The organism is Colwellia sp. 6M3, from assembly GCF_014077595.1.
Lineage (GTDB): Bacteria > Pseudomonadota > Gammaproteobacteria > Enterobacterales > Alteromonadaceae > Cognaticolwellia.
This window is the reverse complement of sequence record NZ_JACGWF010000109.1, coordinates 1-11,247: the sequence shown is the minus strand read 5'-3', so window position 1 is coordinate 11,247 and position 11,247 is coordinate 1. Positions and strand designations below refer to the sequence as shown.

At 34.9% G+C, this 11,247-nt stretch carries 7 protein-coding genes; 3 read left to right on the top strand and 4 right to left on the bottom strand.

The features are described from left to right. Positions 1–830, top strand: an 830-nt coding sequence (locus tag H4J50_RS16880; RefSeq protein ID WP_220466299.1) for a hypothetical protein, incomplete at its 5' end; no start/stop codon positions are given. 50 nt (positions 831–880) lie between these two features. On the opposite strand, the gene H4J50_RS16875 is transcribed toward H4J50_RS16880, so the two are convergent. After that, entirely contained in the window at positions 881–2,647 is a 1,767-nt protein-coding gene (locus tag H4J50_RS16875; RefSeq protein ID WP_182257452.1) for a hypothetical protein, read from the bottom strand. A gap of 288 nt (positions 2,648–2,935) precedes the next feature. Here H4J50_RS16875 and H4J50_RS16870 point away from each other — a divergent pair, with 288 nt between their 5' ends. Further along, a complete protein-coding gene (locus H4J50_RS16870; protein WP_182257451.1) occupies positions 2,936–3,184 on the top strand; it encodes a type II toxin-antitoxin system Phd/YefM family antitoxin in 249 nt (82 codons plus the stop codon). After that, positions 3,184–3,516, top strand: a complete 333-nt coding sequence (locus tag H4J50_RS16865; protein ID WP_182257450.1) for a type II toxin-antitoxin system RelE/ParE family toxin — start codon at positions 3,184–3,186, stop codon at positions 3,514–3,516. The genes H4J50_RS16870 and H4J50_RS16865 overlap by 1 nt, the downstream gene beginning before the upstream one ends. Positions 3,517–3,530: 14 nt before the next feature. Here the strand turns inward: H4J50_RS16865 and H4J50_RS16860 are convergent, their stop codons facing one another. The 3 genes from H4J50_RS16860 to H4J50_RS16850 all read right to left on the bottom strand — a co-directional run bounded on the left by H4J50_RS16860 (position 3,531) and on the right by H4J50_RS16850 (position 11,185). Continuing rightward, entirely contained in the window at positions 3,531–4,424 is an 894-nt protein-coding gene (locus H4J50_RS16860) for an IS1595 family transposase (RefSeq protein WP_182257449.1), read from the bottom strand. 198 nt (positions 4,425–4,622) lie between these two features. Next, complete coding sequence (locus H4J50_RS16855) at positions 4,623–5,411, bottom strand: nuclease-related domain-containing protein (protein WP_182257448.1); 789 nt, start codon at positions 5,409–5,411, stop codon at positions 4,623–4,625. 14 nt (positions 5,412–5,425) lie between these two features. Next, positions 5,426–11,185 carry a DUF4011 domain-containing protein gene (locus tag H4J50_RS16850; protein WP_182257447.1) on the bottom strand — a complete coding sequence of 1,920 codons (5,760 nt, stop codon included), beginning with the start codon at positions 11,183–11,185 and terminating at the stop codon, positions 5,426–5,428. Positions 11,186–11,247 lie beyond the last annotated feature (62 nt).

Sequence of the window (11,247 nt, the reverse complement as noted above, 5' to 3'; positions counted from 1 at the left end):
CACTTAATAGATCCATAAGTGTTGGACAAGTTAATTGCGATGACTGCGGTAGCACTAACATTACTTATAAATCTAAAGATGTAACTTTTGATGTAAGTAATAAACAAGTAAGAAGTTCAATACTGGAATCTGTTGAAAAGAACATTCAAATTAAAAGAGAAGTAATTTCTCGATTAGACTTCGATATTGAAAAAACACAAAAAGAAATCAACAAAGAACTTGAGCAAGTTACACCTGAATTAAGAGATATTATACTTTTTCAAGATGAGTTAAAAAAAGCAGGAAGCATAGACAAAGAGTTAGCAAAAAAGCAAAGAGAAATTGAAGCGTTGAGACTAACGCTTGATGAATCTAACTCTAAACAAGAAGGTATATCAACCCACCAGAAACAATTAATTGATGCCATAGTTAAAGCAATGAACATGGTATATAAATTAGTCGATGAAAATGGAATTCAAACCTTTGATAGTTTGTTTACGAAAAAATCTGTCAACTATTCAGGAAGCGAAGAACAAGAATTTTACTTTGCTAAAATATATGCTCTACAAGTGGTCTTTAAACATAAATTTCCGATCATTATTGATTCTTTCAGAGACAGAGAGTTGTCAACGGATAAAGAGTTGAAAATGATTGAGATATTCGAGAATATGAATAATCAAGTTATCGTTAGTTCTACTCTTAAACGCGAAGAATATAAAAATGAAAAGTACGAGACCTATAAATCTTCAACAGCTTTGGACTATAGCTCCCATGACAACAGTAAAATATTAAGTCAGAGCTTTGCTCCTCAGTTCAAAGCAATTTGTACTCAATTTAATATTGTTATATAGATTTTTACTGACGCCTTTTGAAAACAACAAAATGGCCTGTAAGGTTTTGGCTACGGCTTACACAAAATATGAGCTTGAACGCCAAGGTCTTTACAGGAGCTAATAAAGGTATTTATTAGCCAGATGAGCTGAACATAGTGCGGTTTGCACTTTTGACCTTGTTTTAGCTTGGTTAATTCATCCGTTAACTTTGCTTTGCTCAGAAAGGGTGTTGCTAATACTATTTTCTTTATAGAGTTTGGGTTTTCATAAACATTATCTAGTGCTGACTCTATACCTTGCCAATTGGCTGCACCTGTAACTCGCGGAATGTTGGTGCTCTCGTAATTCCTACTCCACTCGTTGTCATATTTCTTTTTAAATTGCTCTTTAACTGCTTGAGTTCGCCCAATATTTTTTAGTGCTTGAGCAACAACATCGTGAAAAGCGCTAGCGCCATACGAATCTTTCTTAGTAAATTTTGAATGGATAAATGAAATAGATGGAACCCCACCACTACTACGAATGGCAATATGATCAGCCCATTCATCATTCATATCATCACAAATAACAATATCGTGATCCGCACAATATTGTTCTTCTACTTGCCTAAATAATGAACTAGTTGGAAATTGAGTTAGGTTACTAGCGTGAGGCTTTTCTTTTTCTGTCACTACGTTTGAAAAATTGTGACTATCATCAAATATATTCAATATAGACTGAATATTATTTAATAACTGCTTATCTTCGAAGCAAGACTTTGAATAGTATGAATAGTTTGGAGAATCAAACACAGCGGAAAATGGTTTATTTTTATTAATATAAGAACCCAAAGTAAATGAATCTGCACCATTTTCAGATACTATAATACTCTCTAGTAGTTTATTTCTGATGGTTATTATTTTTTTTGTGTAGGAAACTTTTCCTGCTAAAAATTTACCTTTAATTTTTAACGTATCATCTTCAATTAGAATTGGGGACTTTAGTTGATTGAAAAGTTTGTTAATTTCACAAGCCTTAAGTAACGTTCCATTGTCCTTAGTTAGAGTGACATTTCCACTAGCGATTTTACTTTCAATCTCTCCAAGGTCAATAAGAACAGCAACAACTTTGAAACCCAAATCAAATATATCTTTTAAGCAAACTGGGGAGGCGAAATTACTTAAAAATTCACTTTGATTTGTCGTAACTTTTAGTTCATCTTTTGTTAAAACAACCCAATCAACCAAACCGTCAAAGCCCGATTTTTTATCTCTATGGCTTACCCTTGATGTGCTTGGTGTTAAAGTATAAGACTCTTCACCAATCTTCATTCTAAAGTTACTTGGGATGGACCTGCTAGACGAATTAGATGACAGAATTCCGTTTAAGCTTTTAGCTTCTAATGATCGAGATCTAATAACAGCATTTGAAATACTCATATTTTTCATTGTCACTCGCTCGTACTCTGGTGCTTTATCTCCGTGAAAATGACAAAACTTATCATAATCAAACTCTTCTAAGAAACTTGAAAAGTTTGCTTCAGGAGTGTCTACATATTTTTTTAAAATAGCTAGAGCGTCACCACATTCAACAAGCAATAAATAAGCATATTTTTGCTCTTTAGTTGTCGTACCTACTAGAAATGAAGGTTCCGCATCAATTCTGTAAGAAACTAAAGAGTATATAACTTGATTTCCTGCTGCTGTGTTATAAGAAATACGTTGATCATTTATTAGGTAATTACCGACTCGATCTTTTGAGATTTCTTTAAAAGTATCATCTACTGACTTTTTGGTTAGTGCTTTATTCAATTTGTAAAACTGAACATTCTTGCTTAAACTCAAATTCCCTATCATTTTACGTAGTCCTTGTTTATACAATGGCTCACTTAAGTTAGGCTTAACCCAACCTAATACTGTTTGTTATTCTTTAATAAAAACATGCATATATATGTTTTCTATGGTAGCTATAATACGTGACTCAATCAATTAATTACGCTCTATTAGCGTTAAATGTTGTATAAATATAAGATCTATATTAATTATGCATTTAGTTGTGATTAGCAGGTTTTTATAATCCAGTAAAATAATTTGACCGAAACGTTCGATTCGACTATAATATAAAGACTGTTTCTGGAGATTATTATGTATACTTTAAATGCTAACGAAGCAAAAACCAAGTTTGGCGCTATGCTGATGAAAGTTCAATCTGAGCCTGTGGAAATCATTAAAAATGGTAGCCCTGTTGCTGTTGTAGTTTCCCTTGATGAATATAACAAAATTGAGCAATTAAAAATGGAACTTGTTAAGTCTCGTTTTGAAAATATTGACGAAAGCGATCTGGTTGATGGAAAAACGTTTAGAGAAGAACTAAATGCTGGAAAATATGATTAATGAGCGATATTCCATATATATTTAAAGGTCATGCTAGGCATGACCTTTCTGCAATACGGAAATATACAATTAAACAATGGGGTAAGCCTCAATGGGAAAAGTATGATGCTATCCTCTTTAGAAGAATTCAGGCTTTAGCTAACAATCCACAATTAGGCGTTGCTATTGATGATATATCTGAAAACGCCTACATGTTCCCTGATGGAAATCATGTGTTTTATTACTTAAAGCGTGCAAAAGATGTAGTTTTTGTAGGTATTCTTTCTAGTAGCATGGCTCCAAATAAACATCTTATTCGTAAGAATGATATTGAATCAGAATTAAAGTTTTGATTCTATTACTCACCCTAGTTCAATCCTGTTTTTAGAACTATACTAAGTGCCTCTTTTTTTGATGCTTTGCTTCCGCCACCTTCAAGAAATCTACGCCAACCTAGATAGTTATCCAAATAAGCCGTTCCAACGCCATTAAAACGTCCCATCCACGTTTTCAAACGACCTGTGTAGCCATTAACATTTTGGATATGATATTCCTTGCCTATCACTCGATTTCCATCAAGAGCAATCAACCTATGGTGGGTAATATCGTGTTTTTTAGCAAAATTTCTATAGGCGTGAGCACCATCAGAGCACAGGATTGAATCCTTATTCACAATCGGCTCAAGCTTTTCAATAATGGCAGCATTATTATGTTCGCCAAGTACATAATCTGTAGTTGTGCCACTCCGGTCTTTAACGATAAGTACCGCTATTTTATCTTCATTGGAGCGTTTATCGCCTTGTTTCCCACGCTTTCTTGACTTGCGCTTGTCGATGGTTTGATTACCTTTAAATGACTCAGTAAAGAACGTTTCATCTGCTTCTATGATACCGCTGACTTCAGTCGGCCTAGCTGCCGTTGGCGCAGCTAAAAATCTATGTCTCCAACGAAAAGCTGTACTTCTAGAAACACCAATTAGATCAGCCATTTTTGTAATACTTAATCCATACTGCATTCCTTCAAGATTTTGAATCCATCGACTTCGGTAACGTAATCGAGCAAAGGGCGTTCCTGTTAAGGGATTAAAAGTTGAACCACATTCAATTTCTTTGCACTTAAAACGCTGTAAACCTGACGATCTTCCCCATCGCTGGATAGCGGTACTGCCGCAATGAGGGCAACAAGTAACGTCACCTTTGATATCTTCGATCATCGTCTCTGTTTGGCTGCGGTTTAACTCAGATTTTACCGCATCAAGCAATTCTCGCTTTTGGGTGCCAGTAAGATTGGCTTTTGGGTGCCAGTAAGATTGAAAAGTGAATGAATAATTTGTTTAAATTCGTGATTGCGCATATGAAACCATCCCGTTAATATCAACGATATGGTTTTAGTTTAGTTCAGACCTACAATTAACGCTAATAGAGCCATTAATTAATAGGTTATTAAAACCTAAATTTTACTAACCAATTTCAACCACATTCCTACATTTTGGAAATGCACTGCATCCCCAAAATTCATTGCCTGCGTTTTTACCTTTAGTCGCTTTTCGTAATACCATGTCCGAGTTGCATCTTGAGCAAAATTTAGCATCAGACTTCTCCTTTACTATTTCTTTGACATGTTTAACGTGTTGACGGTTAGTTGTGAAACTACTTTCTAACCGACCACTCTCTATTTGCTCAATGATGTCTGCTACTTTATCTTCACTAAAGGCTATATCACGTTTACTTTTGATATATTCAATACCGCCTCTCGCAAATCTTACGTTATCGGGCATTTTAGTTTTAAAAGTACTATCACCAATAAAGATAATTACGGAAAAAATACAATCTTTCTTTGCTTTACATCCTGTTAAGAGAAGATCTTCTAACGTTCTGACATGTTTATAGTTTTGATGCAAAGGGTTTTGAAATTTAGAGGAGTGTTTGAATATTTTCTGCGTCCATTGCTTCTGATTGGCACTACCAAAAATCCAACCTTTCATGTTCTTTGTTTCAACAACAAAAATTCCATATTTTGATACGATGATGTGATCTATCTGAGTAGTTCCATCATCTGTAGGTAGTGTTACGTTTTTAATAAGATGGTAGTTATCTTTGTCTAAGAAAAACTTGATGAGTAAATTCACTTGCCACTCACCGAGTACACCTTTGAACCAAGCTGACTTTATAATGACAGCAAATATGAATATTGGTATCAGATACCATGCGGCACTGAATATCATGTTGAGATAAATTGATAAATCCATTTACTAAATCCTAATTATTCAACAATCGATGATTGGTACTCATTCACCCAAGACTCAAATTTATTTGTAGTGCTCTTAGTCCGTCTGTTTAAGCTAAACTCGTTAAAAATATGATCAACGGGGTCATTAGGCGACTTTTCTAATGCATCTTGAACTAAACCAAGCCTTTCTGGATAAGAAATAGCATTCCACTCCCTAGGGATACCAAAAGCATTCGCACCACGCCATTGCACTAAACCTTCAACATCATCTTTTGATTTCCATACAGTTACTTCTCCAGAGTCATGTTTCGCAATTCCAGCCCATGGACTAATAATTGATTCAATATGGTCGAGCTGTTTCTTGGTTGTTCTTGCTAAATTGTGTTTCCAACCAATATCAGACGCTAACTCATGTAGAGAAATGGCACTTTTTTCATGCAAAATTTCTTTAGCCATATTTTCTAATGAGGCTTTGTAACTATCATGAAAATATTTATCTGGATTAATATTCATCACATTACATTGGGTTTCGTCTTCTTCATCTTCTTCAAGCTCAAAAAGAACTGTTTCTTCTAACTCATCTTCCTTATCTTCTTGCGCTAGATCCAGCGCTAAGAGTTCATTTAGTTGGTTGTGAACTCTTTCTATAATTGAGTTTTCATCTATAAAATAATCTGTTGACCATATTCGTAGTAATTTCCAGCCGAGATTTTCTAATATTAAATGCCTTACACGATCTCTATCCCTTGCAGCAGGTGAACCATGATAAGTTGCCCCATCACACTCTATTCCTGCCAAAAACTGGCCTGGTTTATCAGGATGGATAACACCGAGGTCGATTCTAAATTTACTGACTCCAATTTGAGTTTGTACGTTCCAACCTTTTTCTCTTAAAGCGTAAGCAACACTTTCCTCAAAATAGCTGTCAAATTGGTCAACTCCGTAATTTGCTTCTACTGTTTCAGGCAGAGCAATAGGGCCTTTTTCTGCATACTCTAAAAAGTATTTAAGATGCTTTACTGCAAGTGCGCTAGTGCGGCTTAAATCGATCATTGTATGATCAAAACTTGCGAATAAATGAATTTCAGTTGTGGCTCTAGTAATTGCAACATTGAGACGTCTTTCACCACCTTGCTTATTAAGTGGTCCAAAATTCATGCTCATGGTCTTGGCTAAAGGCTCTACAGGTCCATATCCTAGACTTATAATAATAATATCTCGTTCATCACCTTGAACCGATTCAAGATTTTTAATAAAAATTGGATCGTAATTTTTATTACCTTGGAAAAATGGCTCTAAGTGTGGGTGCTTTCTTCTGCGATCATCTAAGCAATCTTCTATGCATCTTTGTTGCTCTGAATTTAACGTAACAACGCCAATAGTATACTTCTTACGTTTGTCCGATAACCTTTCAACAATATAATCAGCTACAGCATTGGCTTCTTTAATGTTATTTCTTTCTTTACCTTTCGAATACAACCCGTCTACTTTATGCAGACTAACAGCACTTTCTTTCGTTTCTGCACAAGGAAATGTTACTAAAGAATTTTCATAATAGTGACTGTTTGAAAAAGCAATCAAGCTTTCATGACGGCTTCGATAATGGCCAGTTAAACGATGGTGAGGCAATCGTGCGGATAATGCCTGATCTAAAATACTTTCAAGATCAGCTTCATCAGTTAAATCATCAGTACTACTTTTTGAAAAGAAGTTTGTTGGTGGCATCTGTTTAGGATCGCCTACAATAATAACATTTTTCCCTCTGGCAATAGTTCCAACAGCATCCCAAACAGTTATCTGTGAGGCTTCATCAAAGACGACTAAATCAAAAGCATTAAAATGGGCAGGTAAAAATTGAGAAACAGAAAGTGGTGACATCATAAAACATGGTGTCAGATGAAGTAGGTTTTCACCCATTTCACTAATTAGTTGTCTAATAGGTTTATGATTACTTTTTTTATTAAACTCTCTAGAAAGTACACCATATTCAGCAGGCGATTGGGGCGAATTTGGATCAGGTGTTCCTGCTGCAACCATTGACGAGATATACTCTGCTGTTGTTTTCGCAACTAATGCATCAAGCTCTCTAAATTCTTCAATCAAATTTTCATGCTGTGAAGTTCTAAAAGTTCTTAAAGCATCAGAGCTGTCAATAAGAATAGGTGCTAACCAGGCACATACTGCATTAGTTGTTTGGTGTACGGTATCTTCGGCTTTGATTTCTCGACTTTCCAAGCAGGTAATAACATTATGAAGACCTTTACTGCTTGCTACTTTTTTAACTTCAAGCCAATTACACCAAGCATTTATTTTAGGCTCTAAGGCAATAACTTCATCACAAGAATGAATAAACTTAGTGATAGTTTTATCCGCTGGAAATTCCCCACCTATAGTAAAGAAAGTATCAAGATCATTTTTAAATACAGTGTAGCTTCTTGAGTAATTATCGCAGGCTTTAGCTAAAGCAGATGACGGGTAGAATTCAAAGTTATCTACAACTTTTTCATTTAAGCTATTAATAAGTGCAGATGGATTAGATAGTCTTCCGGCAACTTTTCTGGTGATATCAAACAATCCCTTAGATTCTTGATACTCAGCACTTAAGTGCTCACCAGTAGTATCCCAGCCTTGCCATATTTTATCTTGTTCGAAGTCACTAATGTTCTCTGAAACTTTTTTAGCCGTACAATTGATTTCATTTAATAATGATAATTCTTCAAGTGTTATTTCACCATGCACACCTACAGCACTTAATGTTGATATAACTTTTCTTTTAGCGAACCATTTCAACGGCCACATTTTTTGTTGGGCCATCTGAAGTGATGTAAGCCAATCTGAAGTAGGGTGGCTAGATATTTGATCTAGTGGGAATGTTAATTTCGAACGACCCACTTGTTCATCAATTACTGTTTTATAATCCGCTAATGAATTTAGCTTCTCTAATTTGTCTTTTGCACTAGGCTTATAAACAAAGCTTAATCGAGTGTCTTTTTGCGCAGTTAAAATAGTGGCTAATACATCTAATTCTGCATAGTTTTCGCTGTATTCGTTTATATCTTCCAACTGCAATAGTGTTACTAATTCTTCAAAATAGCTTTTTAATACTTTTGATGAATTTTTTACTTTTTTAATAGTTGAAATTAACTCTGATTGCCAAGCATTTGACCAGTCGGTATTTTGAACAATGGATATATCTGAAAGATTCAAATCTTCTATATCTGAAAAGGCTAAACCTAAAGTTTTAGCCGTTTCATAAAAATCATTCAAATCTTCCTTAGAGTTAATAGGTGCATTTTCAAAAGAGTGACCCCAGCCTAAGTCTACTTTTGTAATATCTTTATAACGAACAAACCTTGATATAGCTTGCCTTGGCGTTATGCCTAAAGGTGATTCTTGATGAAGTTCATTAACGTATGCATTTAAACTTTTTCGAATGTTAAACAGTTTATCGGCATTATCATTCCATTCATTACTAGAGGCTGTTTCTCGTGTGGTCCATGATTTTTTTAATTGCTCTAAAATCGCTCGTTTATTGGCTTTATTACTATGAAGCTCCAAGCATAAGTGGTCTAGACCAATCTTATGTAAGCGGCTATAAACTACGTTTAATGCCGCCATTTTTTCTGCTACGAATAAAACTTTTTTACCTTTAGCTAAATTATGACAAATTATATTTGCTATGGTTTCTGACTTGCCTGTACCTGGTGGGCCTTCCAAAACGAAATCTTGGGCTTTTGTCGATGCATCTATTGCGACTAATTGAGAACTATCGGCATTTAATGGGGCAAAAACATCAGAAGGCTTTAAAGTATTATCTATGTCATTCTGATCTTTAAATTGAACATTTTGCTCATATGTTTTCTGAGGATTTTCAACTAAGTGCTCAACGAATGAGTTAGATTTAAGATCGTTAACTCTGTCCTTTAAATCTTTCCACATCAAGTACTTTGCAAATGAAAAGGTGCTTAAAACAAGTTCTTCTACAACTTCGAAGCCTTTTATATCTTTAACTTTTTCTCGCACTACAGCCCATATCTGGTCAACATCAATACCGCTTTCATCTGTTGGTAGCACTTCATTAAATAAGGATAAATCAACTTCATAGTCATTTTGTAAAAATTCAATCAAAGTTGCATTGAAAATAGGATCTTCACCATCTCTTTGCTTAATTTTTATTTTAGACCTTGCACTACTTCTTTTTAGTTCGGCTGGTAAAAGGATTAACGGTGCTTGATAAGTTCTATCGCTTTCTGGGGTTTCCTTCCATTTGAGCATGCCAACGGCAAGAAAAAGTGTATTAGAACCACCTTCTTCAATATCTGTTTTTGATTTTCGATATAGAGAAAGTAAGTTTTTTTCTAATTTTTTAGAAGAGTCATTAGCAATTAGGGTATTACTACTTAATTGTTCTCTTGCAAACTCTGTTTGCAAATCATTACCCACTTTAAATTTAAAAAGCTCTTTGTCTCTTGCTTCATTTGCATAAGGAGTATCGCCAGCAGTAATAAAATTAAAACTCTGATTTGACGCTAATTCATCTTCTAACTTTGCAATGTCAGGACAAAATATTTTAATAGCTACGGCAGTTTTAGATAAATTTAAAAGCCTATTTCGTTTGGTTAAATCCAGTAGTTTTCTTTGCCACTGTTCGACTCTTCCATCGGGCGAGTCTGAAACAGGAAGTTCCTCTTTTCGAACGGGTGGTAATGATGGTGCAGCAGGTAAAAATTGAATGTCAGTTCGTTGTTCATTAGATTCTATCGCAGGAGAACTCTCTCCAATCGTTGGAATAGGCTTAATTTGCCTTTTTCTTGCTTGTGTTAAATCAATGGCGTAAACGAATGTATCTTCTGAGTCTTCAGAAATTATTTGTTCTGCATATTCGATTGCTTGCCCGAAGGTAATTGGTGAATCAGAAGTGGCCAATGTTGTTTCAAATAGAACCAAGTCTTTTGATGCAACGCGTTTTCGAATATCCATCGAATCATCATTGGTCAAAAGAGGGAAGCACTCATCTATTAACCAAAGGCCACAACAAGCATGGTTGTTCGTAACAGCAATAACAGAATTAAGCCCAATGTGCTCTAAACAAGCCGAAAATAACAAGGATAAATCTAGGCATGCACCCGTTTTATGATTCTTAATGTCATTAGGTAAACGGATTCTTTGCCCTGAATAAGCAAAACTAGTAGGTGGTGTTACATAAGCTATTGATTCATTAGAAATGACATTCCACAATGCTGCGGCCATTAAATAGGGCCTTTCTCGTGTTTCGGATTGATATCCATCCAATTTTGATTCATGCCCAGCAGCTTTCATAACATCGGAAGCTTTTTTTACTAATTCCGATATGTAATTTGCGTTAGGAGTAGAAAAAGCTGCGAGCAATTCAGCCATTCTTTCTTCACCACCCCAAAAATTCTTTGGGAGTAAATTAGTTTGATATGACTGTTGTGTTAATTTTTCATCAGCCATATATAGAGTGAAGTTTAAATTGATTTCAATTTGTTCAGTTAGTGCATCTAAATATTCATTTGATATTTTTAACAGTCTTTTTTGCAAAAGAATAGTTTGCACTGCACCAAGAGAGTCTACATGCCATTCTTCAGGAGAAAATACTTCAGGATCTGAAGTCAAAATTAGTTTCAAGTCTGAATAAGTTTTATCAGCACCATCTGGAATAATAGTTTTAGATGAATTCAATTCAATGGATGTAATAAGTGGGTATTGGTTTTGTTGAAATGCAAAAGAATACACTTTAGCTATCTCTGCAATAATTCGTATGTTTTCCATTGAATTTCCTATTTTTATATAAAACAAATCGTATTCAGCTAAATTATAATTAAATCAGTATG